The sequence below is a fragment of the Micromonospora tulbaghiae genome (genome assembly GCF_900091605.1).
GTDB lineage: Bacteria > Actinomycetota > Actinomycetes > Mycobacteriales > Micromonosporaceae > Micromonospora > Micromonospora tulbaghiae.
This window is the reverse complement of record NZ_FMCQ01000007.1, coordinates 332,068-358,232: the sequence shown is the minus strand read 5'-3', so window position 1 is coordinate 358,232 and position 26,165 is coordinate 332,068. Positions and strand designations below refer to the sequence as shown.

Annotated in this window: 24 protein-coding genes; 9 read left to right on the top strand and 15 right to left on the bottom strand. The window is 73.2% G+C overall.

Annotated elements, in window-relative coordinates:
* The first annotated feature begins 1 nt into the window (after position 1).
* The 4 genes from GA0070562_RS21715 to GA0070562_RS30345 all read left to right on the top strand — a co-directional run bounded on the left by GA0070562_RS21715 (position 2) and on the right by GA0070562_RS30345 (position 3,146).
* Positions 2-880, top strand: coding sequence for a family 3 encapsulin nanocompartment shell protein (locus GA0070562_RS21715; RefSeq protein ID WP_091425222.1), 879 nt, complete (start codon positions 2-4; stop codon positions 878-880).
* A 13-nt stretch (positions 881-893) separates the two neighbouring features.
* Positions 894-2,174: an NAD(P)/FAD-dependent oxidoreductase gene (locus GA0070562_RS21710; RefSeq protein WP_091425220.1), complete on the top strand. Its 1,281-nt coding sequence runs from the start codon at positions 894-896 to the stop codon at positions 2,172-2,174.
* The gene (locus GA0070562_RS21705; RefSeq protein WP_091425217.1) at positions 2,171-2,872 is read left to right on the top strand and encodes an aspartate/glutamate racemase family protein; all 702 of its coding nucleotides are present in this window, start codon (positions 2,171-2,173) and stop codon (positions 2,870-2,872) included. The genes GA0070562_RS21710 and GA0070562_RS21705 overlap by 4 nt, the downstream gene beginning before the upstream one ends.
* Before the next feature lie 103 nt (positions 2,873-2,975).
* Complete coding sequence (locus tag GA0070562_RS30345) at positions 2,976-3,146, top strand: hypothetical protein (RefSeq protein ID WP_162959107.1); 171 nt, start codon at positions 2,976-2,978, stop codon at positions 3,144-3,146.
* An 85-nt stretch (positions 3,147-3,231) separates the two neighbouring features.
* On the opposite strand, the gene GA0070562_RS21700 is transcribed toward GA0070562_RS30345, so the two are convergent.
* Together GA0070562_RS21700 and GA0070562_RS21695 are read right to left on the bottom strand one after the other, a co-directional pair.
* Positions 3,232-3,492 (bottom strand): YegP family protein, encoded by a 261-nt coding sequence (locus GA0070562_RS21700; RefSeq protein WP_091425214.1) that lies wholly within the window; start codon positions 3,490-3,492, stop codon positions 3,232-3,234.
* Between the two features lie 19 nt (positions 3,493-3,511).
* Positions 3,512-5,296, bottom strand: coding sequence for an N-acetylglutaminylglutamine amidotransferase (locus GA0070562_RS21695; RefSeq protein ID WP_091425211.1), 1,785 nt, complete (start codon positions 5,294-5,296; stop codon positions 3,512-3,514).
* 233 nt (positions 5,297-5,529) lie between these two features.
* On the opposite strand from GA0070562_RS21695, the gene glnA reads away from it, so the two are divergent.
* Entirely contained in the window at positions 5,530-6,954 is a 1,425-nt protein-coding gene (gene glnA, locus GA0070562_RS21690; protein WP_091425209.1) for a type I glutamate--ammonia ligase, read from the top strand.
* Between the two features lie 141 nt (positions 6,955-7,095).
* On the top strand, positions 7,096-8,235 hold the full coding sequence (locus tag GA0070562_RS21685; protein WP_091425320.1) for a carboxylate-amine ligase: 1,140 nt from the start codon (positions 7,096-7,098) through the stop codon (positions 8,233-8,235).
* A 34-nt stretch (positions 8,236-8,269) separates the two neighbouring features.
* Here GA0070562_RS21685 and GA0070562_RS21680 read toward each other — a convergent pair whose 3' ends face one another.
* Positions 8,270-9,097 carry a PIG-L family deacetylase gene (locus GA0070562_RS21680; protein ID WP_091425207.1) on the bottom strand — a complete coding sequence of 276 codons (828 nt, stop codon included), beginning with the start codon at positions 9,095-9,097 and terminating at the stop codon, positions 8,270-8,272.
* A 73-nt stretch (positions 9,098-9,170) separates the two neighbouring features.
* Between GA0070562_RS21680 and GA0070562_RS21675 the strand changes: the two genes are divergently transcribed.
* Complete coding sequence (locus tag GA0070562_RS21675; RefSeq protein ID WP_091425206.1) at positions 9,171-9,884, top strand: hypothetical protein; 714 nt, start codon at positions 9,171-9,173, stop codon at positions 9,882-9,884.
* 52 nt (positions 9,885-9,936) lie between these two features.
* Here GA0070562_RS21675 and GA0070562_RS21670 read toward each other — a convergent pair whose 3' ends face one another.
* The 5 genes from GA0070562_RS21670 to GA0070562_RS21650 form a co-directional block, all read right to left on the bottom strand.
* A complete protein-coding gene (locus GA0070562_RS21670; RefSeq protein WP_091425205.1) occupies positions 9,937-12,759 on the bottom strand; it encodes a glycosyl hydrolase family 95 catalytic domain-containing protein in 2,823 nt (940 codons plus the stop codon).
* Between the two features lie 153 nt (positions 12,760-12,912).
* Positions 12,913-13,929 carry a nitroreductase family protein gene (locus GA0070562_RS21665; protein ID WP_091425203.1) on the bottom strand — a complete coding sequence of 339 codons (1,017 nt, stop codon included), beginning with the start codon at positions 13,927-13,929 and terminating at the stop codon, positions 12,913-12,915.
* A gap of 2 nt (positions 13,930-13,931) precedes the next feature.
* Positions 13,932-15,014, bottom strand: a complete 1,083-nt coding sequence (locus GA0070562_RS21660; protein WP_091425202.1) for an N-acetyltransferase — start codon at positions 15,012-15,014, stop codon at positions 13,932-13,934.
* Positions 15,011-15,451 carry a DUF4188 domain-containing protein gene (locus tag GA0070562_RS21655; protein WP_091425200.1) on the bottom strand — a complete coding sequence of 147 codons (441 nt, stop codon included), beginning with the start codon at positions 15,449-15,451 and terminating at the stop codon, positions 15,011-15,013. The genes GA0070562_RS21660 and GA0070562_RS21655 overlap by 4 nt, the downstream gene beginning before the upstream one ends.
* Before the next feature lie 3 nt (positions 15,452-15,454).
* Positions 15,455-17,017 carry a phenylacetate--CoA ligase family protein gene (locus tag GA0070562_RS21650; protein ID WP_091425198.1) on the bottom strand — a complete coding sequence of 521 codons (1,563 nt, stop codon included), beginning with the start codon at positions 17,015-17,017 and terminating at the stop codon, positions 15,455-15,457.
* Between the two features lie 163 nt (positions 17,018-17,180).
* On the opposite strand from GA0070562_RS21650, the gene GA0070562_RS21645 reads away from it, so the two are divergent.
* The gene (locus tag GA0070562_RS21645) at positions 17,181-17,591 is read left to right on the top strand and encodes a hypothetical protein (RefSeq protein WP_091425196.1); all 411 of its coding nucleotides are present in this window, start codon (positions 17,181-17,183) and stop codon (positions 17,589-17,591) included.
* A gap of 7 nt (positions 17,592-17,598) precedes the next feature.
* Positions 17,599-18,642: a polyprenyl synthetase family protein gene (locus tag GA0070562_RS21640; RefSeq protein ID WP_091425195.1), complete on the top strand. Its 1,044-nt coding sequence runs from the start codon at positions 17,599-17,601 to the stop codon at positions 18,640-18,642.
* Here GA0070562_RS21640 and GA0070562_RS21635 read toward each other — a convergent pair.
* From GA0070562_RS21635 to GA0070562_RS21605, 7 genes are read right to left on the bottom strand one after another with little or no spacing between them, the layout of a single operon-like run.
* Positions 18,639-19,610: an acetylxylan esterase gene (locus GA0070562_RS21635; protein ID WP_091425193.1), complete on the bottom strand. Its 972-nt coding sequence runs from the start codon at positions 19,608-19,610 to the stop codon at positions 18,639-18,641. The genes GA0070562_RS21640 and GA0070562_RS21635 overlap by 4 nt on opposite strands.
* Positions 19,601-20,290 carry an N-acetylmannosamine-6-phosphate 2-epimerase gene (locus tag GA0070562_RS21630; RefSeq protein WP_091425191.1) on the bottom strand — a complete coding sequence of 230 codons (690 nt, stop codon included), beginning with the start codon at positions 20,288-20,290 and terminating at the stop codon, positions 19,601-19,603. The genes GA0070562_RS21635 and GA0070562_RS21630 overlap by 10 nt, the downstream gene beginning before the upstream one ends.
* Positions 20,287-21,222 (bottom strand): ROK family protein, encoded by a 936-nt coding sequence (locus GA0070562_RS21625; RefSeq protein ID WP_091425189.1) that lies wholly within the window; start codon positions 21,220-21,222, stop codon positions 20,287-20,289. Before GA0070562_RS21625 ends, GA0070562_RS21630 begins: the two co-directional genes overlap by 4 nt.
* A gap of 2 nt (positions 21,223-21,224) precedes the next feature.
* Positions 21,225-22,163: a dihydrodipicolinate synthase family protein gene (locus tag GA0070562_RS21620; protein WP_091425187.1), complete on the bottom strand. Its 939-nt coding sequence runs from the start codon at positions 22,161-22,163 to the stop codon at positions 21,225-21,227.
* On the bottom strand, positions 22,160-23,227 hold the full coding sequence (locus GA0070562_RS21615; protein WP_091425185.1) for an oligopeptide/dipeptide ABC transporter ATP-binding protein: 1,068 nt from the start codon (positions 23,225-23,227) through the stop codon (positions 22,160-22,162). The genes GA0070562_RS21620 and GA0070562_RS21615 overlap by 4 nt, the downstream gene beginning before the upstream one ends.
* Positions 23,224-25,182: a dipeptide/oligopeptide/nickel ABC transporter permease/ATP-binding protein gene (locus GA0070562_RS21610; protein WP_091425183.1), complete on the bottom strand. Its 1,959-nt coding sequence runs from the start codon at positions 25,180-25,182 to the stop codon at positions 23,224-23,226. The genes GA0070562_RS21615 and GA0070562_RS21610 overlap by 4 nt, the downstream gene beginning before the upstream one ends.
* On the bottom strand, positions 25,182-26,138 hold the full coding sequence (locus tag GA0070562_RS21605) for an ABC transporter permease (RefSeq protein ID WP_091425181.1): 957 nt from the start codon (positions 26,136-26,138) through the stop codon (positions 25,182-25,184). The genes GA0070562_RS21610 and GA0070562_RS21605 overlap by 1 nt, the downstream gene beginning before the upstream one ends.
* Positions 26,139-26,165: the final 27 nt, after the last annotated feature.

The window sequence follows — 26,165 nt, the reverse complement described above, 5'->3', positions numbered from 1 at the left end:
GATGTCACAGCGCACCGACACCGTGAAGCGGACGATCGCCGAGGTGGTCGCCGAACGGAAGACGCAGATGTCGCCCGGCGCGACGTTCGTCGAGGCGTTCGCCAAGGACGGCTTCGACACCAGCGTCGACTACGACGTGACGATCACCGACTCGCTGACCAGTTCCCGGCGCAAGCCCCGCTACCCGTCCCGGAACATGCTCAAGGTGGTGGACCTGTCCCGGGATCCGCAGGACTACTACTGGCACGAGAGCCCGCCCCGCCCGGACGACCCGGCGGTGGACGGCGCGGACCTGCGCCGGGAGGCGGCGAACCACTTCCACCGCTCCCCCATCCCGCCGCTGCTCACCACCACCGCGTGGGTGCAGGTGCCGGACACGCTGTGGGAGGACCCGGTCAGCTTCGCCCAGTTCATCGACTACCGGCTGGTGGTGCGGCTGGCCACCGCGGAGAACCACACCATCCTGCGCGGCGACGGCGGGCTGCTGACCATGCCGGACCTGGGCCGGCTCACCGACCCAGGCCCGTTCGCGTCGACCATCCTGGCGGCCTGCAACGAGGTCGAGCAGATGGGCAGCACCGCCGACGGGCTGATCATCAACCCGGCCGACTACTACCGGCTGCTGGGCAGCGGCTCGCTGATGCGGGACGTGGAGGACAACGGCGTGTTCATCGTGCGTACCCGGCTGGTCGACCCGGGCACCGCGATCGTCGGGGACTTCGGCCACGGCGCGCTGCTGTTCGACGCCGGCCGGTCCACCATCGGGTTCGCCGAGCCGCCGCCGGGCACGTTCGCCGAACCCGGGGTGGCGCTGCGCGCCGAGATCTGGGAGCGGGTCGTGGTGAACCTGCCCACCTGCTTCTTCGTCGTCACGCTCTGACCGGCGGCGACGGATGACGACGCCGGCCCGTACCGACCCCGACGTGCTGGTCGTCGGCGCGGGGGTGGTGGGCCTGTGCTGTGCCTGGTTCCTGCGCCGCGCCGGGCACACCGTGACGGTGGTCGACCGGGGCGAGGTCGGCGACCCGGCGGCCTGCTCGGCCGGGAACACCGGTTTCGTCGGCACCCAGGGCTCGGCGCCGCTGGCCGAGCCGGGGGTGCCGGCCACCGGGATCCGCTGGCTGTTCAGCCCGGAGAGCCCGTTCGCGGTCCGGCCCCGGCTCGACGGCGCGCTGCTGGCCTGGCTGTGGCACTTCCGCCGGCACTGCACCGAACGGCACGCCCGCGCCGGGTTCGAGACGCTGCTCGCGCTCAAGCAGCGCAGCCTCGGGCTGCTGCGTGAGATCTGCGCCGAGGGCGAGCTGGCCGGGACACTCACCGAACGCGGCATGATCCTCGCCTGCCACACCGAGCAGGGGTACGCCAAAGCGCGCCGGACGATCCCGGCCGCGACCGCGCGCGGCGTGCCGCTGCGCGAGCTGGACCGGGCCGAGCTGGCCCGGCTGGAACCCGGCGTCGAGTTCGCGGTGGCCGGGACGCTGCTCAACGAGGAGGGCGCCGCGCTGCGCATCCCGGCGTTCCTGGTGGCGCTCGCGCGGGCGCTGCGGGCCCGGGGCGTGGACGTCGTCACCGGCGCGGAGGTACGCGACTTCGAGGTGACCGGGCGGCGGGTACGCGCGGTGCGCACCACCAGGGGTGAGCTGCGCCCGGCCGAGGTGGTGATCGCCGCCGGGGTGTGGTCGGCGGCCTGCGCCCGGATGCTCGGCGTCGGGCTGACGCTGCAACCGGCGAAGGGCTACACCGTCACGCTGCCCGCTGGCCCGGGCACGCCGACCCGGCCGGTGCTGCTCAGCGAGGGCAAGGTCGCGGTGATGCCGCTGGGTGACCGGGTACGCGTCGGCGGCACGCTGGAGCTGTCCGGGCTGGACGCGTCGATCTCACCGCGCCGCGTCGACGGGATCCTGCACACCGCGCGGCGGTACCTGCCGGCTCTGGACACCGGCCGGCGCCTGGACGTGTGGAGCGGACTGCGCCCGTGCACCCCGGACAGCCTGCCGCTGCTCGGGCGGGCCGGCGGCTACGACAACGTCAGCGTGGCCACCGGGCACGGGCACATCGGGATGGGCCTGGCCCCGGCCGGCGGGCAGCTGCTCGCCCAGCTTCTCTCCGGCGCCGAGCCGGACCTGCCGCTGGAGACGTTCGCCCTGGACCGCTTCCGGAAGGGGATCTCGTGAGCGACCGGCCGGAGATCGGGGTGCTCTGCCTCGACACCAGTTTCGACAAGATCCCCGGGCACATCCGCAACCCGGACACGTTCGACTTCCCGGTGCGCTACCGGGTGGTCGAGGGCGCCACTCCGCGTCGGCTGGTCCGCGAGGCCGACCCGACGCTGCTGCGACCGTTCGTCGACGCGGCCCGCGACCTGGAGGCGGCCGGGGTCGCCGGGATCACCGGCGCGTGCGGGTTCCTCGTGCTGTTCCAGGCCGAACTCGCCGCCGCGGTGCGCGTCCCGCTGTGGTCGTCGAGCCTGGTGCAACTGCCGATGGTGCACCGGATGGTCGGGCGCCCGGTCGGGCTGCTGGTCGCCGACGAGGCGGCGCTGACCCCGCGCCACCTGGCCGCGATCGGCGCGGCCGACGTGCCGGTGGCGGTCACCGGCATGGCCGGGCAGCCGGAGTTCCGCGAGGTGATGCTGGAGGGGCGGCGCGACGCCCTCGACGTCGAGCGGCTGGCGGCCGAGGTGGACGAGCGGGTCGACGCGCTGGCCCGCGCCCACCCGGGTCTGGGGGCGCTGGTCGTCGAGTGCACCGACCTGGTGCCGTTCGCCCACCGGATCCAGGCGCGGCTGGGTGTGCCGGTGTTCGACATCGTCACGCTGACCACGATGGCGTACGCGAGCCTGACCCGGCGGCCGTACCGTCCGGCCGTGTGACAGCGGGCCGTCGCGCGGAAACCCGCTCCCGGCGCCCGTCCGGCGCTTAGCGTGGGACGAGGGGCGGCCTGCCCGGGGCGCCGGTGAGCGGAGGGAGAACGCGGTGACGGAGCCGGAGGAGGAGCAGGAGAAGACCCGCAAGACCGATCGGGTGCTGTTCTCGCCCGACGGCGACCCGCACCACACACTGGCCGAGGCGCCCCAGCCGGACGAGCACCTGCCGCCCACAGTCACCCGGGACGGCCACACAGAGGTGCTCGACGACGAGCAGTGAGCGCACCGTCCCGCCCGGGCTCGTGGCCCCGGCGGGACGTGTCGCGTTCAGGGCCACTCGCGGGCCGGGCGGGACGTGCCGCCGGTCAGACCGGCGGGATGCCGGAGCGGCCGATGTCCGACATGTCGTCGCCGATCTCGGTCCGGGTGCCGGCCACCGGCCCGGCGGTCGCCTCGGTCCGGTCCTCAAGGCAGGCGTCGCCGAGCCCGTGCATCAGCTCACCGACCACGGCGAGAGCCGAGCCCTTGTCCGGGCAGGGCGCACCGGTGGCGAGCACCTGACCGTCGCCGCCGACGACGGTGAATCCCACAGTGCCGTCGGCCCCGCTCTCGATGACGAACTTCATCGCGCTCCTCCCGCCCCGCTCAGCTCACGCCGTGCGTCTGCAACCACAGCTCCAGCAGGCCCAGTTGCCACAGCTTGTTGCTGCCGGCGGCGGCCTGGGCCCGGTCCGGCTCGGCCAGCAGCTCGTCGACGTACGCGCGGCGGAACAGCCCGCGCCGGCGCGCCTCGGGCGCACCCAGCGCCTCGACCACCAACTCTCGCACGGGACCGTCGACGTTGCGCAGCGCCGGCACCGGGAAGTAGCCCTTGGGCCGGTCGATGACCTCGGCGGGCAGTACCTCCCGGGCCACCTCCTTGAGCACGCCCTTGCCGCCCTGGGCCAGCTTGTGCTCGGGCGGGCAGGCCGCGGCGAGCGTGACCAGGTCCTGGTCGAGGAAGGGCGTGCGCACCTCCAGCCCCCACGCCATGCTCATGCTGTCCACCCGTTTGACCGGGTCGTCGGGCAGCATCAGGTGGGTGTCCAGGCGCAGCACCGCGTCCACGGCGGTCTGCGCGCCCGGCGCGGCCAGGTCCGCGGCGACCAGCTCGCCGCTGGCGTCACCGTCGCAGGCGTACGCCGGTTCGACCACCTCGGTCAGCTCGGCGTGGTCGCGGTCGAAGAACGCGGCGGTGAACTCGGCCGTCGCGTCCTCGCGGGCCGAGGCGGCCAGCCGGTGGTGGTAGCCGTAGCCGGCGAACACCTCGTCGGCGCCCTGGCCGGACTGCGCCACCTTCACGTGCCGGGCGACCTGCTCGGAGAGCAGGTGGAACGCCACCACGTCGTGGCTGCCCATCGGCTCGGTCATGGCCGCCACGGTGGCGCGTACGGCAGGGCCCAGATCGCCGTCCGCGAGCCGGATGCGGTGGTGGTCCGTGCCGAACGTGCGGGCGACCAGGTCGGAGTAGTGGAACTCGTCACCGGTCTCGTCGCCGCGGCTGTCGAAGCCGATGCTGAACGTCTGGAGGTGGTGCTGTCCGGCGCCGTCGAGCAACGCCACGATCATGCTGGAGTCGAGGCCGCCGGAGAGCAGCACCCCGACCGGCACGTCCGCAACCAGCCGGCGGCGTACGGCGGTGCGCAGCGCGTCCCCGACGGCGGCCCGCCAGTCGGCGGCGTCCATGCCGTCGTGGGCCGGGTCGCGCCGGTACTCGGGCCGCCAGTAGACGCGCTCGCGGCTGCGCCCGTCGGCCTCGACCACCCGGACGGTGGCCGGGGGCAGCTTGCGGATGCCGCGCAGGATCGTGCGGGGCGCCGGCACGATCGAGTGCCAGGACAGGTAGTGGTGCAGCGCGACCGGGTCGATGCCGGTGTCGACGTCGCCGCCGGCCAGCAGCGCCGGCAGCGTGGAGGCGAACCGCAGCCGGCCGGGCGACTCGGCGAGGTAGAGCGGCTTGATGCCCAGCCGGTCGCGGGCCAGCACGAGGCGGCGGCGCCGCCGGTCCACCAGCGCCACCGCGAACATGCCGACCAGGTGGTCGACGAACCGCTCCCCCCACTGCGCGTACGCCACCAGGATCACCTCGGTGTCGCTGGTGCTGTGGAACGTGTGCCCGGCGGCGCGCAGCTCGTCGCGCAGCTCCGGGTAGTTGTAGACGCAACCGTTGAAGACCAGGGCCAGGCCGAGGTCGTCGCGGACCATCGGCTGGGCGCCGGCCTCGGACAGGTCGATCACGGTGAGCCGGCGGTGCCCGAGGGTGATCCAGCCGTCGCTCCACGCGCCCTCACCGTCCGGGCCGCGGGAGCGCATGGCCGCGGTCATCCGGTTCACCGCGTCGGTGTCGGGGGTGGCCCCGTCGAACCTGGCCTCACCGCTGATCCCGCACATCTCAGCGCCCACCGGTCAGTCGCGGAGCACTCACCATGCCAACCTCCCGCCGCGTCGTCTCCCGGGCGGTCCGCCGGGTACGGCGACTACCCGGCATGTGGCGAAGGAAACCCGGATGGGCGGTTGCCGAGCCGGGCACGGCGAGCCGTCGTACGGTGGCGGTACGGGCCATGTCCCCGGGCGGTCCGGCCACGGGACGTGGCCAGGATCAACGACGCCTGCCAGGAGGACGTGTGTTCGCCAATTCCGAGGAACTCCTGCGATACCTCACCGACGAGGACGTGAAGTTCGTCGACGTACGTTTCTGTGACCTGCCCGGCGTGATGCAGCACTTCAACCTGCCGGTCGAGTCGTTCGACGACAGCGTCTTCACCGACGGTCTCGCCTTCGACGGGTCCTCGATCCGCGGCTTCCAGTCGATCCACGAGTCGGACATGCTGCTGCTGCCGGACGTGTCGACGGCTTTCATCGACCCGTTCCGGGCGCAGAAGACGCTGGCGTTGAACTTCTTCGTCCACGACCCGTTCACCCGCGAGGCGTACTCCCGCGACCCGCGCAACGTGGCGAAGAAGGCCGAGGCGTATCTGGCGGCGAGCGGGATCGCGGACACCGCGTACTTCGGTGCGGAGGCGGAGTTCTACATCTTCGACTCCATCCGCCACGAGACGTCGGCGCACCAGTCGTTCTACTACATCGACTCGATCGAGGGCGCCTGGAACAGCGGCCGGATCGAGGAGGGCGGCAACCGGGGTTACAAGACCGCGTACAAGGGCGGCTACTTCCCGGTGCCGCCGGTGGACCACTACGCCGACCTGCGCGACCGGATGGTGCGGCGGCTGGTGGACGGCGGTTTCACCGTCGAGCGTTCGCACCACGAGGTGGGCACGGGGGGGCAGTCGGAGATCAACTACAAGTTCTCGACGCTGCTGCACTCGGCGGACGAGCTCCAGCTGTTCAAGTATATGATCAAGAACGAGGCGTGGGCGCACGGCAAGACCGCGACGTTCATGCCCAAGCCGCTGTTCGGTGACAACGGCTCCGGCATGCACACCCACCAGAGCCTCTGGCGCGGCGGCGAGCCGCTGTTCTACGACGAGACCGGCTACGCCGGCCTGTCCGACACCGCCCGCTGGTACATCGGCGGCCTGCTGCACCACGCCCCCTCGCTGCTCGCCTTCACCAACCCCACGATCAACTCCTACCGCCGCCTGGTGCCCGGCTTCGAGGCCCCGGTCAACCTGGTCTACTCCCAGCGCAACCGCTCCGCCTGCACCCGCATCCCGGTCACCGGCAGCAACCCCAAGGCCAAGCGCGTCGAGTTCCGCGTCCCCGACCCGTCCAGCAACCCTTACCTGGCGTTCTCCGCGATGCTCATGGCCGGTCTCGACGGCATCAAGAACAAGATCGAGCCGCCGGCGCCGATCGACAAGGACCTCTACGACCTTCCGCCGGAGGAGTGGGGCGACGTCAAGCAGGTGCCCGGTTCGCTGCCCGAGGCGCTGGCGGCGCTGGAGGCCGACCACGACTACCTGCTCGACGGCAACGTCTTCACCGACGACCTGATCTCCACCTGGGTCGACTGGAAGAACGCCAACGAGGTCGACCCGGTCCGGCTGCGGCCCACGCCGCACGAGTTCGCGCTCTACTTCGACTGCTGAGCCGTACCGCCACCGCCCCCGCCACCCGCGGGGGCGGTGGTCGGCGGAAACGGCCTCGGGCCGGCCTCCGCCCTCGTACCGTCGAGACATGACTCCGCCTCACGACGACACGCCGACCGTTCCGTGCCGGTGGAGCCGTCGGTGAGGCCGCGGCCCACCACCACCGCCACCACCCCGCAGATCCCCACCGTCCTGACCCTCGGGGTGGAAGAGGAGTTCCTGCTGCTGGACCCGGCCACCGGCGAGAGCATGCCGGTCGCCGACCGGGTACGCGACGCGCTCTCCGGCACCGCCCGCGAGCAGACCCGGCAGGAGTTCCGGCACAGCATGGTCGAGATGGTGACGCCGGTCAGCCCGGATCTCGCAGAGCTGCGGGAGCATCTGGTCACGCTGCGCGGGGCGGCCGCACGCGCGGCCGACACGGCCGGGGCGCGGCTGGTCGCGGTCGGCGCCACGCCGGTCTGCGAGGCCCACCGCACGGTGCCCGACGAGCAGCGCTACCACGACATGTCCCGCCGGTTCGGCCCGGTCGCCCACGACCCGGCGGTCTGCGGCTGCCACGTTCACGTCGGCGTGCCGGACCGGGAACTCGCAGTGCAGGTCTGCAACCACCTGCGCCCGTGGCTGCCGGTGGTGCAGGCGCTCACCGCGAACTCGCCGCTGCACGACGGGCGGGACACCGGGCACGCGAGCTGGCGCTCGATGCAGCTGGAACGCTGGCCGAGCATCGGACCGACGCCGCACTTCGACTCCGCCGCGGACTACGACGCCACGGTGGCGGACCTGATCACCGCCGGGATCATGCTCGACGCCGCGATGGTCTACTGGTACGCCCGCCCGTCCGCGTCGTACCCCACAGTGGAGGTCCGCGTCGGCGACGTCTGCCCCACCGTCGACGACACAGTGCTGGTCGCCGGGCTGGTCCGGGCGCTCGTGGCCACCCTGATCGACGACGTCCGCGCGGGAGTGCCCGCGCCACGCATCCGGGACTGCCTGGTGGCCGCCGCGCACTGGCGGGCCGCCCACGACGGCGTCGACGGCCGGCTCGTCGACCTGCGCACCGGGCGGCCCCGGCCCGCCTGGGACCTCGTCGACGACCTGTTCGTCACCGTCACACCCGCGCTGACCCGCCACGGTGACCTGGACCTGGTCCGGCGCGAGCTGGACCGGGTACGCCGGGACGGCACCGGCGCCACCCGGCAACGACGGATCATGGCCGAGACCGACGGGGACGTCCGCGCCGTACTGGCGCACCTGGCCGCACAGACCGTCTCGACGTGAGCCGATGACCGCCCCGGACCGGGCCCACGACCGGTCAGCGCAACCCGGCGAAGAGGTCGTCCTCGGGCGTGGCCGCGCCGGTGGTGTCCCGCACCCGCACGAACGTCTCCATGCCCATCAGCTCGGTGAACCGCTCCTGCCCCAGACGCAGGAAGAAGATGTTCTCCGCCTGGCTGGCGTGCGCGGCGAGCGAGGCGAACTTCTGCCCGCCGTAGCCGCGGGTGTCGACCCAGGTGGTGATCTCGTCGTCCGGCAGGCCCAGCGCCGGCATCTCGTCGGTCGCCTCCGGCTCGGGGAACTCCACCCCGATCTCCCGCATGACGGTGCCGAACTGCTGGAACGCGCTGCGCGGCACTGTGGTCCAGTAGACCTTGGCCGGGATGCCGGTCTGCTCGACCGCGGCCATGGTGATCCGGTGGGCCTGGATGTGGTCCGGGTGGCCGTAGAAGCCGTTCTCGTCGTAGGTGACCACGACATCGGGGCGGTAGCGCCGGATCAGCTCGGCCAGCCGGCCGGCCGCCTCGGCCACCGACGTGTTCCAGAACGCGCCGGGCGCGTCGTTCGTCGCCCAGCCCATCATCCCGGAGTCGCCGTAGTCGAGCGTCTCCAGGTGGGTGACCTTCAGCGCCTCGCAACTCGCGGCCAGTTCGGCGCGCCGCATCTCGATTACGGCCTTCGGGTCGTGCCCGGGGTCGCCCGGCTTGATCCCGCCGGGGCCGTCGCCGCACCCCCCGTCGGTGCACGTCACGAGCACTGTGGTGACGCCCTCGGCCGCGTAGCGCGCCAGGACGCCGCCGGTGCTCGTCGCCTCGTCGTCGGGGTGCGCGTGCACCGCCATCAGGGTCAGGGATCGATCGGTCACCCCGTCACCATACGAGCATCGGCCGACGAACTAGCATTGCCCGGTCCGCAGACGGCGACGGAAGCGAGGCGCGATGGGTTGGCTCCAGCGGTTGCTCGGTGGCGGACGGGTCGAACTGGACCCTGCACGTCAGCAGGAGCTGCTGCGGGACGTCCGGCAGTCCTACGGGGCGCACGCCCGCCTCCGGTTCCCGGAGCAGGCCGATGCGATCACCCGGCTGCTGTCCGATGACGACGGTCTCGTGGTGGCCGCCGGGATCGTCTGCGAGGCCGCCGACCAGGCGCACGCCGACCTGCTCGCCCAGGCGCAGGAGGTGTTCCGGCGCACCGGGCGGCGACTGCTGGTGCACCGCCGCAACTACCGGCCCCTGTGGAAGGAGGCCGGGCCGGCGCTGCGCTGGCCGCTCGGCGCGCTGCCCAGCGGGCTGCACCCGTACGCGCAGGTCACCGCCGCCGTGGCGGTGGTCGGCGGGCGGGCCGACCGGCTGGACCGGGTGACCGACCCGCAGCCGTTCGTCACGCGCCTGTTCGAGGTGCTCGACCTGACCACCGCGGGCTGGGAGTTCGGCCGGGTGCGTGTGGACACCGACAGCGCGACGCTCGTGGAGCGGCTGATGGGCACCGGCGCGCGGGTGCTCGCCACGATGGACGACCCGCCCCGGCTGCCGCCGGCGGTGCGGGAGATGATGCGCCGCAACCACCGCATCGCCGTGTACGACCCGGCCGGTCCCCGCGTCGTCGGCGAGCTGAACCTGGGCGCGCGGCTGCGCGAGACGCTGCTGGCCTGACCGGCGGTACGCCCCGCCCCGGCCGGGTGGCCGCGGCGGGGCGCGTCGCGGGTCAGGTGGTCGTGCAGGTGAGGTTCGCCGGCGGGTTGTTGGTGCCACCGGCCGTGCCGATGAAGCCGAACGTGGTGGAGCCGCCGGCCGGCAGTGATCCGTTGTAGTCGACGTTGCGCACCGTCACGTTCGCGCCGTTCTGGGTGTGCGTGCCGCTCCAGATCTGGTTGATCACCTGCCCGTTCGGGAACGTCCAGGACACCGTCCAGCCGCGGATCGCGGTCGCGCCGGCGGTCACCGTGACCTCGGCCTGGAAGCCGCCGGACCACGAGCCGGTGATCGCGTACGTGGCACGCGCGCCGGACGGCGCCGGGGAGCTGGTGGTCGGGGTCGGCGTCGGCGTCGGGGTCGGAGTGGGTGAGGGCGTGGACGTCGGTGTGGCCGTCGGCGACGGCGTCACGCCGGGCCGCGCCGCCCGGTAGGTGTGCCCGGCGCGGACGGTGAGCGCGACGACGTCGGACTCCGGGCGGGTGGTGGCCGGTGTGCTGCCGTCGGTGACGTCGGCGACGGTGAAGGTGCCGGCGAACAGCCGGGACCGCAGGCGCAGCGTGCCGTCGCGGTCGGCGCGGACGGCGATCTCGTCGGCCTGGCCGCTGCTCCAGGTCAGCCCCACGGTGTAACCGCCCCGGCCGCGCAGGCCCGCGACCTGCCCGGCGGGCCAGGCACTCGGCAGCGCGGGCAGCAGGTGCAGCTCGCCGGTGTGGCTGTGCAGCAGCATCTCGGCGATGCCCGAGGTGGCCCCGAAGTTGCCGTCGATCTGGAACGGCGGGTGCAGGTCGAACATGTTCGGCGCGAGCCGGTCGGTGCGCACCAGGTCGCGCAGGAGCTTGTGGGCGCGGGCGCCGTCCTCCAGCCGGGCCCAGAAATTGATCTTCCAGGCGAGGGACCAGCCGGTCCCGTCGTCGCCGCGCAGCTCCAGCGTCTTACGGGCGGCCTCGTACAGCGCCGGCGTGCCGCGCCTGGTGATCTGGTTGCCGGGGTGCAGCCCGTACAGGTGGGAGACGTGCCGGTGGGTGCGCTCGGTCTCGACCCAGTCGGCCAGCCACTCCTGCACGTTGCCCCGGGAACCGACGCGGCTCGGCGGCAGCCGGTCCCGGGCGGTACGCACCTGGGACCGGAAGGTGGTGTCGACGCCGAGGACCTCGCTCGCCCGGGCCGCGGCGTCGAACAGGTCGCGCAGGATCTGGTTGTCCATCGTCGGGCCGGCGCAGACGCTGGCGTCGGCGTGGTGCGCCAGCTCCGGCGAGTTCGACGGGTTCGTCACCAGGTAGCCGAGCGTCGGGTGGGCGACGAGGGTGTCGAGGAAGAACTGGGCGGCGCCCTTGAGCGCCGGGTAGTTGGCCTGGAGGAATCCGAGGTCGCCGGTGAACAGGTAGTGGTCCCAGATGAGCGTGCTCAGCCAGGCCCCACCGGTCTGCCACATGCCCCAGAACGCGCCGTCCACGACCGACGCGCCCCGCCAGGCGTCGGTGTTGTGGTGGGTGACCCAGCCGCCGGCGCCGTACTGCGCCTGGGCGACCCGCGCGCCGGTCACGGTGAGGTCCTTGATCATGTCGAAGACCGGCAGGAAGCATTCGGACAGGTTCGTGGTGTCGGCCGGCCAGTAGTTCATCGGCAGGTTGGCGTTGACCGTGTACTTCGAGTCCCAGGACGGCGTCAGCGAGTCGTTCCAGATGCCCTGGAGGTTCGCCGGCTGGGTGCCCGGCCGCGACGAGGAGATCAGCAGGTACCGCCCGAACTGGAACAGCAGCGCGGCGAACTGCGGATCGTTCGTGCTCGCGTGCTGCGCGATCCGTACGTCGGTGGGCTGGTCGGCGGCGGCGGTGCGGCCCAGGTCGATCGTGACCCGGCCGAACAGGGCCTGGTAGTCGGCGCGGTGGCGGGTACGCAGCTGGTCGACGTCGACGCCCTTGGCGGCGTTCAGCCGGTTGCGCGCGATGCCCTGGTAGTCGCCGTTGACGGTGCGGTAGTTGACGTAGCTGGACCCGATCGAGATCAGGACCGTCACGCTGGTGGCGCCGGACACCCGCAGCGTGCCGCCGGAACTGCTGACCGTGCCACCGGTGACGGCGGCGTGGGCCAGCGCGAGGAACCGCACCGAGCCGTTTACCCCCTCCATCGAGCCGGAGATGCCGTCGAGCGCGACTGTCGCCCCGTCCGGGCTGGACACGGTGGTCCGCTGCGGGCTGTCGAAGGTGGCGGAGAACGTGATCGAGTTCGCCCGGTCGGCGGTCAGCCGGAGCACGATCACCTGGTCGGGCGCGCTGGCGAACACCTCCCGCTGGTGCCGTACGCCGTTAAGCACGTAGGTGGTGGTCACCGTGGCGGTGGTGAGATCGAGCGTCCGGTTGTACTGGGTCGCCCCGCTCGCCGACCCGAAGGCGAGCCGGAGGTTCCCGACTGTCTGGTAGGCGAGCTGACCACCCGGACTGCCCATCATGGTCTGGTTGATCAGATCCTGGGCCGAGGTCCACTGGTCGGCGAAGACGCGGCGCCGGATCTCGGCCAGGTTGGCCGCGCCCCGGGTGTTGGCCGAGTCGTACGGGCCGCCGGCCCAGACGGTGTCCTCGTTGAGCTGGAGCCGTTCGGTGTCGACGTTGCCGAACACCATCGCGCCGAGGCGCCCGTTGCCGATCGGCAGGGCGCGCAGCCAGTCGGTGCCGGCCGGTTCGTCGTACCAGAGTGCCAGGTCGTTCGCGGCCAGCACCTGTGGTGGCGCCGCCGAGCCGGCGCGCGCGGCGGCGCTCCAGGCGGCCGGTACCAGCGCGGCGCCGGCGCCCGCCGCCGTTGCCTTGATGATGTTTCGTCGTGTCACTTCGGACATGGTTGCTCCCAACCGCGCAGATCAGAGGGCGGTCCCGGGTGCGCGACGGTGCTGTTATCGCTAACAGACTCCGCTCGCGCACCCGGACGCCGCGTTTCTGCCACTACGCGCCCAGGGCTCCCGACCGGGCGACACATCAGCCAACATGGACTCTCATGGATGAAGTGACACCGCGTCAAGGGGTGTTACCGCTAACAGATTCGATCCGTGGCCCACTCGCCGGGCCGAACGGGGCACCGGAGCGGCCGGCCGGCCGACCCGGGCCACGTGCACGATGCGCTCCGGCGCCACGTCCAGCAGCGTGCCGAGCGCCTCCCGGGTGTGGGCCACGTCGATCAGCTGACTGAGTGGGTGCGCGGCCAGCCCGGCCGTGTGCAGCGTCAGCCACGTCCGCATCAGCACCCGTCCGAACTCGACCTGGCCGGCCGCGTCCAGGCCGGGCGGGGCGACGAGCGCCAGCACCGCGCCGCCCTGCGCGAGCGGGTCACCGCCCGCGGCGGCGAGCAGCCGGGGCAGCCCGAGCGGACGCAACGCCGGGTACGCCGCGAGCGCCGCCCGCAGCCCGGCGGCCGCCGCCCGGCCCAGCCCGAGGCAGCGGTCACTGAGCCCGTCGGTCCGGTAGCGCGGACCCGACCGGTCCAGGCGCAGCCAGCGGCGCAGCTCCGCGACCACCGCCGGGTCGGCGTACACGTGCCGGTCGGCCGTGCGCAGCAGCGCGCGCAGCCGCCCGGCCGCCGGCACGACGCGGACCGCGCCACCGGCCCGCCGGGCGACCGCGTCCACTGCCGCCACCACGTCGGCGTCCGGACCGGCGGTGAACCGGCCCCGGTGGGTACGCCGGTCCCACACGTCGGCGGTGCGGAACGGTGTCCGGTACGGCTGCCGTCCCGGCCGCAGCCGGCCCACCCGCCGGTCGGACTCGTCGTGGTCGGCGGCCCAGTCCAGCCGCAGCCCCGCGTCGGCGGCGACGATCAGGCAGGTCTCCACGAACGCGCCCAGCGACAGCCGCAGATCCCGCCCGGTCGGGTCGCCCGCGGGCAGCGCGTCGACCGGATCCCACCCGACGGTGATCGCCCAGCGCTCGTAGCGCAGCCGCCACGGCTGGGTGTTGTGCGCGCTCGGGGCCCGCCAGCACAGCGGCTCCAGCGCGTGGAACGCGGCGAGGTCCATGGTCACCGCTCCTTGGCGTAGAACGTGTAGCCGTGCAGCGGGCGTCCGCCCAGACGCCGGTACTGGGCGGCCGACGCCGGATTGTCCCGCCCGACGTACGTGCTGCGCAGCGCCGTGTAACCACCGGCGTGCAGGTTGCGGTGCAGGTGCTCGGACAGCAGCCGCTGGTAGCCGCGCCCCTGGAACTCCGGCACCACTCCCTTGACGATCAGCACCGCCTCCCGGCGGTACCGGCGGCGGGTGGCCAGCAGCCGCAGCTGGTTGACCGGGTTCAGGTCGCCGCGGACGGCGACCAGGAAGTCGCTGATGTCCGGCACGCAGAGCACGAACGCCACCGGGCGCCCGTCGCGGGTCAGGTAGAGCAGCAGTGACTCGTCCAGCAGGTACGCCAGCCCGTCGGTCTGCCGCCGCAGCTGCGCCGCCGAGATCGGCGTGTAGTAGCCGAGCTGGGCGAAGGAGTCGTTGAGCATCCCGCGCAGCAGGCCGAGTTGCTCGTCGAGCCGCCGGGTGCTCCCCCGGTGCAGTTCCAGCCGGGCGCCGTCGGGCTGGACGCCCGGGCCGGAGGCCGGTCCGGCCGGCGGCGGGACCGGGCAGATCCAGGTGTCGGAGACGAACCGCCTGGTGAACCCGTTCTCCTCGTACGCGTCCGGATATTGCGGCGGGTTCCACGCACTGTCCACGAAGCCCCGGTCGGCGTGCCCGGAGGTGATCACACCGCCGGCCTGGTTGGGCAGCAGCGCCACCGGCCCGAACAGCAGATCCCGGCCGGGTGTGGCGTGCGTGCTGATCGCGTCGAACAGCGGCCCGGCGGCGGACGGGCTGAACTCGGTGAGCCCGAACAGCTGGCACCGGCGGCCCAGCTTCGCGTCGAGGTCCGCGTCGGTGTGCAGCGTGGTGCGCCCGACCACGGTGCCGGTGGCGTCGCGCAGCACGTACATCGGCACGCCGTCGCGCCACCAGCGGCGGATCTGCTGCCGGGGCGTCGGCACGAACCGGGGCTCGTCCGCGTACAGCCCGTCGGTGAGCGTGAGGAAGTCGCGCAGGCCGCGCCGGCCGGTCACGCGCTCGAACCGGTGGCCGGTCACCGGCGCACCGCCGGACCGGCCGTCTCCGCGCCCAGCGGCGTGAACTGCTCGATGTGGCCCATCGCGCCGTCCTCGGCCCGCCACGCGCCGTTGGAGTAGCCGTCGGGGGACGCGGTGTAGAGCCGGATGAAGCCGGCGGTGGCGTTGCGGTTGCCGTCGGTCAGCCACATCATCAGCTTGCGGTGGTGCCGGGTGCGGGCGAAGCGCAGCAGCGCGTCCCGGTCGGTGAAGAACGCGATCGTGCCGAGCGTCAGCGGGAACTGCCAGTAGACGGTGTGCCAGCAGTAGCCGGACATCCGGCGCATGTCGCGCACCATCCGGATCCAGTCGGGGGCCAGGCGCAGCAGCACCAGCGGGTTCGCGTACCGGGTACCGCCGATGAACATGGCGCCGGCGCGGGCCTGGGCCGGGGCGCGGGAGAAGTCACGGGTGCGCATCGTTCACCTCACCAGGTAGACGTTCTTGATCTTCTGCATGGCGGCGAACGGGCCGCCGTCCGGTTCGTGCAGCTCCACCCGCAGGTCACCGGCGGTCGGGTCCTCGACCAGGGACTGCGCGAAGTCCCGCGACACCGAGGTCAGGTGCGCGCGTACCCCGTCTCGGCAGGCGTCGGCGAGCGCCGCGCGTGCGCCGGCGTCCAGCGGGCGGCGCAGCTCGACGTGGATCACCGGCCGGGTCTCCAGCGCCGCGTCCTCGTGCAGCGTCAGGCAGAACCGGCTGATCTCGGCGGCGTACGGGTTGCCGGTGTAGAGGCCGTACTCGACGTCCTGCGGGTAGAGGTTCGCGCCCAGGTAGGACACGGTGGAGTCGCTGCGGCCGAACAACAGCAGCAGCGGCAGCGTCATCCGCTCCTCGGCCACCGCGGTACGGAACTCGGCGCGGCGTACCGGGTCGGCGTGGGCCAGCTCGACGATCCGCCGGTACGGCACCAGCAGCGCCTCGTCACCCACGTTGTAGCGCAGCCGCGGCTGGAGCACGTGCGGGCTCGTCACAGTGCAGAGCAGTTCCCGCCGGTCGTTGGTCTCCAGGTAGGTGGCGAACGGGTTGTACTGGAACACCATCGGCAGCCGCTGCTCGCCGCGGCCGAGCAGTTCCGCGCGCAGCCCCGCGTCGGTGCGCAGCCGCCGCCGCAGCCACACCGTGAACCGGGTCTCCGCGCCGATGCCGATGGTCAGGTCCGACGCCCCGTACGCCGACCGCACCCGCACGAACCGCTGCTCCAGGTAGTCGCGCAGCGCCTCGGTCATGCCCTCCCCGCCGCAACTGGCGAAGATCCGGTACCGCGACCACGGGAAGTCCTCGGCGTCGAGCCGGTCCCGCAGGTGCTTGAGGAACGGCGGGTACGCGGTCACCAGGTAGTCGTGGCCGGGGCCGAACTCGCGCAGCGTGTCGACGATCTTCCCGAGGTCCGGTCCGGTGTTCTTCACGGTCGCGATCCGGGCCATCGCCGCGCCGGTGGTGGTGCCCGTCGCCCAGGCGCCCATCGAGTACGCGTTGATGACGAACGGGCGGCGCATCGGGAACGCCAGCCCGGTGTAGCCGGCGATGTCGCGGTGCACCGCCCGCAGCTCCCGCTCGCCGCGCGGCCAGTTGAACGGCCGCCCGGACGATCCGGCCGACTCGTCGACCACCACGCCCCGCTCCGGCAGCCGCCCGTCCCGGCACCGGGCCGAGGAGTCGTACGCCATGACGTACCCACGCTTGTCGGTCTCCGGGAAGTCCCGCAGCCGGCGGCGCAGGTCGCCCGGGCGGGCCCGCAGGAACGCCTGGTAGGCGGGCACCCGCCGGGCCGCCCGCACGCAGGTCGACCGCGCGTTCGCGGCGGCGAGGCGGTCCAGGACCGGGTGGTGGCGCCGGGCCAGCCACCGCCAGCCGACGGGGTGGTGGGCGACGAGCCGGGCCAGCGCGGCGACCGCGCGGCCGGCGGGGGCCAGCGCGGCCTCGGGGGGCAGGGGCGTGTCGACGGTACGTGCAGCGGCGTGTCGGTGCAGCGTCTCGGCCATGAGAAGCATCCTGTCGACGCCCCGGCGCTGCCGCCTGAGCCACGAGACGGTGATGCGCTGAGTACCCGTACCCAGGTCGCAAGGCCACCCGAGCCCGGCCACGCTGAGTCACCATGGCGACACTGGCCTGGCGAGTCGTCCCTGGTCCGGTGACACTTCGCCCATGACAGACGGCAAGCGTGAGCGCGTGAACGAGCGCTTCGAGAAGGTGGCCGAGGAGACCTCGGAGACAGTGACCCACGCGGCCACGGTGCTGGAGGAGGAACTCGCGGCGGGGCTGGCCGGCGCACGGCGGCTCGAGGAGAAGCTGACCGAGAGCCGCCGGGTCGACCCGGAGGCGTTCGACGAACTCGTCGCCCGGGTCCGCACCGACGGGCACGCCCTGATCGACACCGTGGTCGGGCAGTTGAAGATGGCCGACGACCAGCGCGGCGAGGTGATCCGGCGGTACACCTCGGACGCGCACGACGCGCTGGACACCGTACTCAATCTGGCGCGGCTGGCCCCCGAGGTGGCCAACGGGCTCGCGGACCGGCTCGCGTCGCCGGCCCCGAAGCGGCCGACGGACCGGTAGCCGCGCGATGGCGCCGACCACCGGGGTGGCCGGCGGGCACGTGGAACGGATGCTGGAGCGCTATCGCGGGCTCGCCCTCGGCGCGCTGCTCGACGACGTGCCCGAGGGCGGCCCGCGATACCTCTACGACCTGGTCGCGGAGTATCCGCGGCGCTGGGGCAAAGGGCTGCGCGCCGCGCTGTGCCTGGCGACGTGCCGGGCGTTCGGCGGCGGCGACGCGGTGGGGCTCAACGCCGCCGTGACGGTGGAGCTGTTCCACAACGCCTTCCTCATCCACGACGACATCCAGGACTCCAGCGAGCAGCGGCGCGGCGGGCGGACGCTGCACGCCGAGTACGGCGTCGGCGTGGCGTTGAACGTCGGCAACATGACCAACCTGCTGGCGCTGCGGCGGCTCGCGGCGAACCGGGCGGCGCTCGGCTCCGGGATCGCGTGGCGGCTGTTCACCGAGACCGAGCTCATGATGCGCCACTCCCTGGAGGGTCAGGCCATCGAGATCGGCTGGATCCGCGACAACGTGTGCGACCTGGACGCGGACGACTACTACCGGATGTGCCTGAAGAAGACGTCCTGGTACACGTGCATCTACCCGTGCCGCACCGGGATCCTCGCGGCGACCGGCCGGGAGAACGCGGTCGACGTGCTGGACCGGTACGGCTGGTATCTGGGTGCGGCGTTCCAGATCCAGGACGACGCGCTCAACCTGACCGGCGACTACGCCCGGTACGGCAAGGAGATCGCCGGTGACCTGTGGGAGGGCAAGCGCACGCTGATCCTGATCGACTTCATGCGGCGGTGCACCCTGGAGGAACGCGAACGGCTCGTGCGGTTGCTGAGCCTTACCCGGGCGCAGCGCAGCGCCGCCGAGGTGCGCTGGCTGCACGGGCGGCTGTTCGCGTACGACTGTGTGGAGGCGGCGCGGCGCAGCGCCCGGGAACTCGCCCTCGCCGCCCGGCGTGCGGGCGAGCGGGCGCTGGGCGCCGCCGCCGACACCGAGGACGGCCGTTTCCTGCTGGAGCTGACCGACTACGTGGTGGAACGCGCGCGTTAGGCTCCCAGGATCCCGCGCAGCCAGGTGAGCTGTTCGCGCTGGTGCGCCGCCTCGCCGCCCTCGTGGTCGTTGAACTCGTACACCCGCACGTCCTTGTCGCCGCCGTAGCGGTGGTAGGCGGCGAAGCAGGTCGACGGCGGGCAGACCTGGTCCCGCAGGGCGATCGAGAACAGCGCCGGCGCTGTGGCGCGGGGCGCGAGCACGGCGGCGTCCAGGTAGGACAGGGTGCGGAACACCCGGTCGGCGCGGTCGCGGTGCAGCGCGAGGTATTCGACGACCTCGGCGTACGGGCTGTCCGGGCCGGCGACGCGCACGCCCCGGCGGATGTCGCACAGGAACGGCACGTCGGGCATGACCGCCACGACGTCCGGGCACAACGCGCCGGCCGCCAGGGCCAGGCCGCCGCCCTGGCTGAAGCCGGTCACCGCCACCCGCGCGGGGTCGACGGCCGGGTGCCGCCGGGCGGCCTCGGCGAAGCGCACCGCGTCGGTGATCAGCCGCCGGTAGTAGTGCTCCGCCGGGTCGTCGACGCCCCGGGTGAGGAAGCCCGGCACGGTGCCGGCCGGGTACGGGTGCGGGTCGGGGGTGCCGCCGGTGGCGGCGCTCCACCCCTGGCCCCGGCTGTCCATGATGAGGTGCGCGAAGCCCGCCGCCGCCCAGAACAGCTTCTCGTGCGCCAGGCCGCGGCCCCGGCCGTAGCCGAGGTACTCGACCACGCAGGGCAGCGGCCCGTCGGCCCCGGCGGGCAGGTGCAGCCATCCGCGTACCGGCTCGCCGCCGAAGCCGGGGATCGTGACGGCGTACGTCCGGATCTGGGTCAGGCCGGTGTCGACCGGCTCGTAGACCGCCGCCTCCGGATCGCCGCCGCCGTCGAGCGTGCGCGCCCAGAACGCGTCCAGGTCCGCCGGCACGTCCAGCTCCGGCCGGTACGCCATACAGCCGGCCAGGTCGAGGTCGGTCAGCGGCACGACGCGGCCTCCTCGACGGCTGAGGCGAACCAGCCGGTGATCGTGCTCGGGTGGGTGATGGCGGTGCCCACCACGACCGTCCACCCGCCCGCCCGCAGCGCCTGCGCGGCCTGCTCCGGCGTGTGGATGCGTCCCTCGGCGACCACCGGGACGTCGATCGCGGCGGCGAGCCGGGCGACCAGGTCCAGGTCCGGCCCGTCGCCCTTGGTGGTGTACGCGGTGTACCCGGAGAGCGTGGTGCCCACCAGGTCGGCGCCGGCCGCGGCGGCGGCCACGCCCTCGTCGAACGTGGAGCAGTCGGCCATCACCAGCGCGCCGGTGCGCTCGTGCACGGCCGCGATCGTCTCGGCGAGCGTACGGCCGTCGGGCCGGGGCCGGGACGTGCCGTCGAGCGCGACGACGTGCGCCCCCGCGTCGGCGACCGCCAGTGCGTGCTCCAGCGTCGGGGTGATGAAGACGTCGTCGTCGCCGTCCTTCCAGAGCCCGATCAGCGGCAGGTCAACCGCCTCGCGGATGGCCGCGATGTCGGCCAGTCCCTGGGCACGGATGCCGGCGGCGCCGCCGCGTGCGGTGGCGAGCGCGACCCGGCGCATGGTGTCCGGGTCGCGCATCGGCTCACCCGGGTACGCCTGACAGGAGACCACCAGGCGGTGGCGGAGCTGGTCGACGAGCGCGTTCATGAGACCTTCCAGGCGAGCGAGGCGGCGCCGAGCAGCGGCGCGTCGGGGCCGAGGGTGGAGGCGAGGACCGGCACGCCGGCCAGGCCGGGCAGCGTCTCGGCGGGCACCGCGTCGCGCAGCGCCCGCCACCAGGGCTCGCCGAGGCCGGTGACGCCGCCGCCGACCACCACGGCGGCGGGGTCGAGCACGTTGACCAGGCCGCCGACGGCGGAACCGACGGCCGCGCCGCCCAGCCGGACGACCTCCCGGGCCGTCTCGTCGCCGTCCTCGGCGAGCGCGGCGACGGCCCGCAGGTCGGCCACCGGCCGGCCGGTACGCCGGACGTACTCGGCGGCGAGCGCGGGACCGGCGGCGATCGCCTCCAGGTGCCCGCGCCCGCCGCAGGTGCAGGGCAGCGACCCGGCGTACGGGGACGGCTGGTGCCCGGCGTGCCCGGCGGCGCTGTGCGCACCGGCGAGCACCGAGTCGCCGAGGACGAACGACGCGCCGACGCCGGTGCCCACGGCGACGTAGAGCACCGTGTCGTATCCGGCCGCCACGCCGTGACGAGCCTCCCCCAGCGCGTGGGCGTGCACGTCGTTGACCACGGTGACCGGCACGCCCAGGCGCCGGCGCAGGTCGCCGCGCAGGTCCGTGCCGGTCCACCCGGTCAGCACGTCGGTGGCGGACAGCACCAGGCCGGAGCCGCTGTCGATCACACCGGCGCTGCCGACGCCGAGCGCCCGTACGGCACCCGGTGCGTCCGCCCGCAGCTTCTCGACCAGGCCGGCGGCGGTGTCGAGCACCGCGGCGGCGCCGGAGCGACCAGGCGTCGGTGCGGTGAGCCGGCCGACGACCGCTCCCCCGGCGCTGACCAGGGCGGCGGTGGTCTTGGTGCCGCCGATGTCGAGCGCGGCGACCAGGTCGGCGCCGCTCGTGCTCAGGTCGGGCATGGTCAGAGCAGCCCGGCCAGTTCCAGCTGGGTACGCACGCGGCCCGTCTCGGCGGCGTCGAGCGGCCGCAGCGGCAGCGACACCGCGTTGCCGGCGATGACACCCAGCAGCGCCAGCGCGGTCTTGAACGCGCCGACGCCCCGGGTGGCGCCCGCCGAGGTGGCCGGGTCGGCGGCGTCGACGATGCGGAACAGGCGGGTCAGGCGGTCCTGCTCCCGCCGGGCGGCGGTCCAGTCGCCGGCCACGCAGGCCCGGTGCAGCCGCACGTATCCGGCCGGGTCCACGTTGCCCAGTCCGGGCACGGAGCCGGAGCCGCCGGCGAGCATCATCGCGTCGACCACCACCTCGTGGCCGGTGAGCAGGCTGAAGTCGCGCTCCGGCGCGTGCTCGGCGACGGCCAGCGCCAGCTGGCGGAACGCGACGTCGTCGCCGCTGGAGTCCTTGACGCCGGCCAGCACACCCTCGGCGGCGAGCCGGGTGAGCAGGTCGACGGAGAGCTTGCTGTGCACGCAGACCGGGATGTCGTACGCCAGCAGGGGAAGCTCGACCGCCGCGGCGACCGCGCGGAAGTGCCGCTCGATCTCGTGCGGGCCGACGATGGCGTAGAACGGCGCGGTCACGACCAGGCCGTCCGCGCCCAGCCGGGTGGACGCCTCGGCGCGTTCCACGACCCGGCGGGTGGTGGGTTCGATGCATCCGGCGATGACCGGCACGGCGCCGCCGGCGGTCTTCACGATGGTCTCCAGGGCCAGGTCCCGCTGCCGGTCGGTGAGGAAGACCGTCTCGCCGGAGCTGCCGAGGGCGAAGATGCCGTCGACACCGGCGTCGAGCAGCCACTCGACCAGCCGTTCCAGGGAGCGGACGTCGACCTCGCCCTCCTCGGTCAGGGGGGTCACGGCCGGCGGCACGACTCCGGCGAACCGCGGGGCTGGGGTGGTCACAGGTTCTCCTCGACAGACTCAGATGCGGTGCGGCCGGTCGCCGGGGTGGCGAGCGCGACCAGTTCGGTGTTGGCGGTTCCGGCGGGCACCGGGTGGTGGCAGCGGAACTCGTGGCCCACGCCCTCGGCGGGGCGCGGCGCCGGCATGTCCACGGCGCAGCCGTCGGTGGCGGCCCAGCAGCGGGTCCGGAACGGGCAGCCGCTCGGCGGCCGGGTGGCCGACGGGACCGGGCCGACCAGGGGAATGGGCTCGATCGGTGACAGCAGGCCCGGCGTGGCCGAGAACAACGCCCGGGTGTACGGGTGTCGGCCGCCCTCGGGCAGCAGGTCGGCGGGCGTCTGCTCGACGATCCGGCCCAGGTACATGGTGACGACCCGGTCGCTGACCCGCTTGACGGTCTGGATGTCGTGCGAGACCAGCACCATGGCCAGTCCGAGCCGGTCCTTGAGGTCCAGCAGCAGGTTGAGGATCTGGGCCCGCACCGACACGTCGAGCGCGCTCGTCGGCTCGTCGGCGATGACCAGCCCCGGCTCCAGAGCCAGCGCGCGGGCGATGGACACCCGCTGGCGCTGGCCGCCGGAGAGCTGGCTGGGCAGCACGTCGGCGACCGAGCGGGGCAGGCCCACCAGGGCCATCAGCTCGGACACCCGCTGCTCGCGCTGCTGCCGGGTGCCGCGGCGGTGCACGTCGAGCGGGTCGCGCAGGATGTCGCGTACGGGCATGCGGCGGTTCAGCGAGGTGGCCGGGTCCTGGAAGATCATGCCGACGCCGGCGCCGATGTGCTCGCGCCGCTCGGCGGCACTCATCGACCACACGTCCTTGCCGGCGAAGGACACCGTGCCGCTGGTCGGCCGTTGCAGGCCGACGAGCACCTTGGCCAGCGTGGACTTGCCGCAGCCGGACTCGCCCACGATGCCGACCGTCTCGCCGGCCCGGATCACCAGGTCGGCGCCGGTGAGGGCGTAGACCTTGTCCCGGCTGAACATGCCGCCGCCACGCGCGGCGTGCACCACGTGCACGTCGCTCAGCTCGGCGATCGGCCGGTGCTCGGCGGTGGCGCTCATCGGGCCGGCTCCTTCTCGCTGACGGTGACGGCGGGGTGGTGGCAGGCGTACCCGTGGCCGTCCGTGCCCTCCAGTGGGGGCGCGGTGTCCCGGCAGATCTCGGTCGCCATCGGACAGCGGTCGGAGAACCGGCAGCCCTTCGGGAAGTCGGCCGGTGACGGCACCACGCCGCGGATCTGGGTGAGCCGTTCCGCCCCGGTCTCCAGGGACAGGACGGAACCGAGCAGCCCGCGGGCGTAGTGGTGGGCGGGCGCCTCCATCACGTCGGCGGTCACGCCGGTCTCCACGATCTGCCCGCCGTACATCACCACGACCCGGTCGGAGACGTCGCTGACCAGGGCGAGGTCGTGGCTGACCAGGATGAGGGCGAAGCCGAGCCGCTCGCGCAGGTCCAGCAGCAGCTTCATCACCTGGGCCTGCACCGTGACGTCGAGCGCGGTGGTCGGCTCGTCGGCGATGATCAGCTTCGGGTCGCGGGACAGCGCCATGGCGATCACCACGCGCTGCCGCTGCCCGCCGGACAGCTCGTGCGGGTACGCGGCGAGCGTGCGCTGCGGGTCCAGCCCGACCAGCCGCATCAGTTCCTCGGCCGAGCGGGTGCCGCCGCGCCGGATCATCTGGGCGAGCTGGGCGCCGACGCGCAGCGCCGGGTTCAGCGCCGACAGCGCGTCCTGGTAGACCATGGCGATCTCGCGCCCCATCAGGGCCCGGCGGCCCTTGGCGTTCAGCTTCAGCAGGTTCGTGTCCTGGAAGCGGATCTCGCCGCGTACGCGGGCGCCCTTCGGCAGCAGGCCCATCACGGCCAGGACACTCAGCGACTTGCCGGAGCCGGACTCTCCCACCAGGCCGACGACCTCGCCGGGGCGTACGTCGAAGGAGAGCCCGTCGACGATGTCCACGCCGCGGTGGCGGCCCTCGAAGCCGATGGACAGGTTGCTGACCTGAAGGACGGGCCGGCCCTGCGGCAGCGGGCGGGCGCGTTCGCGCAGCCGCCGCGCCGCCTCGGCGAGGCCGGGCAGCTCGACCACCTCACCGGTGCCGGGCTGCGCCTGCTCCAGCGCGTCACCGCTGGTGGTGGACATGGCGCGGCGGGCGGCCGGTGCGGCCCACGCGTCGGACATGCCCTCGGAGAGCACGTTGAGCGCCAGCACGGTGAGCAGGATCAGCAAGCCGGGGAAGAACGTGGCCCACCAGCCGCCGATCTGCACCATCTCCTTGCCGAACGCGATCACCGAGCCCCACGAGGAGGCCGCCTCCTGCGGGGCGAGGCCGCCGCCGATGAAGGACAGCGACGCCTCGAAGACGATCGCGTCGGCGACCATGACCGTGACGAAGACGAGGATCGGGGCGGCGCAGTTGCGCAGGACGTGCCGCCAGAGGATGTGCGGGCGCCGGGCGCCGATGATCCGTTCGGCGGCCACGTAGTCCTCGCCGTACTGGGACAGCACGTTGGCGCGGACGATGCGCGCGACCGACGGGGTGAACACGAAACCGATCGCGATCACGAGAACCAGCAGGCTGTTCTTGCCGAACGAGATGATCAGCAGCGCGGAGAGCACGATCGCCGGGAACGCCATGACCACGTCGAGACAGCGCATGATGATCTCGTCGACGACGGTGCGGCTGCTTCCGGCGATCGCGCCGAGGATCGCGCCGAGCACCAGCGCGATGCCGGCCGCGCCGAAGCCGACGATCAGGGAGCGCCGGGTGCCGGCCACCAGCCGGGAGAACACGTCCCGGCCGAGCTTGTCCAGGCCGAACCAGAAGTCGCCGTTCGGGCCGGTCAGCGCCGGCCCGAGACCGGACTGGGTGGGGTCGTGGCGCAGCAGCAGCGGGGCGAGCACGCCGACCACGACGATGAGCGCGACGAAGCCGAGCGCGAACCGGGCCGCGACACCGAGCCGGGCGAAGGCCATGCCGGGGCGGGACAGCCGCGTGGTGAGGGACCGGCGCATCAGTGGCCTCCGCGCAGTCGGGGGTTGGCGAAGAGGTAGAGGATGTCGACGACCAGGTTCACCAGGACGAAGCCGAGCGCGATGGTCAGGACGGTGCCCTGGGCCAGCGCGGTGTCGTTCTGCTGGACGGCGCTCATGATCTGGGTGCCCATGCCGGGCAGCGAGAAGATGGCCTCGATGACGACGGTGCCGCCGATGAGGTAGCCGATCCGCAGGCCGAGCGCAGTGAGCGGGTTGACCAGCGCGTTGCGGAGCACGTTGCGGCCGACCACCACGCGCGGCGGCAGTCCGGCGCCGATCGCCGTGCGGACGTAGTCCTTGTCGAGCTCCTCGACCATGGACGTCCGGACGATGCGGGCCAGCGAGCAGCCGACCGGTACGGCCAGCGCCAGCGCGGGCATGGCCAGCGACTGCAACCACAGACCGACCGAGTCGGCGGGGTTGACGTACCCGCCGGTCGGGAAGATCGGGCGGCGGACGGAGAACTCCTGGATGAACAGCAGGGCCAGCCAGAACGAGGGCGTGGCGATGCCGGCCATGGAGACGATCCGGATGACCTGGTCGGGCCAGCGGTCCCGGTACAGGGCGGCCGGGATGCCGAGGGCCAGCGCGATGACGAGCGCGCCGACGACGCCGAGCACGGTCAGCTGGATGGTCAGCGGCAGCGCCATGGCGATCTTCTCGGCCACCGGGACCGACGGCGGGAACGTCATGCCGAGGTCGCCGCGGACGAGGTCGCCGAGGAAGTGCAGGTAGCGCAGCGGCAGCGGGTCGTTCAGGCCGTTGGCGGCGCGGAACGCCTCGACCTGCGCCGGCGTGGCCTGGTCACCGAGGACGGACAACGCCGGGTCGATCGGGGAAAACTGCATGATCACGAAGACGAAGAGCGTGATGCCCAGCACCAGGGGGATCAGCGTCAGGAATCGTCGTGCGACCAGGTTCAGGACGGTCAGCATGGATTCTCTTTCTCGTGGCGGGGCGCC